Genomic DNA, 248 nt, shown 5'->3' with positions numbered 1-248 from the left:
ACTGGAAATATTGTCTAAACAGGTGATTCTTCTTCAAGGCGGCAATATTAATACAACTTTTCAGCAGGTATTGCCGAGCGAAATTAACAAGCAGCCTGCGAAGTTAGAGGAAAAGAAACCGAATGATTTTTCGCTTTCTAAGGAAGAGACAGCCGAAATTCAAAAGCCATTTGGTGCCACCCCCAAGATTGAACGTCTCTCTACCGAGCTTAATGCAAAACAGGCAGATTTCATCAACAACCTAACCT

The 248-nt window shown here is 41.5% G+C and carries 1 protein-coding gene; it reads left to right on the top strand.

The genetic code is table 11. The annotated features are described in order from the left end of the window. Positions 1–248: hypothetical protein (locus AC0IW9_RS31510; RefSeq protein WP_471652220.1), on the top strand; the 248-nt coding region annotated here is incomplete at both ends.

This window comes from Belnapia sp. AC561, assembly GCF_979252845.1.
Note: the sequence above shows the minus strand (reverse complement) of the source record. Positions and strands in the feature narration are given on the sequence as shown.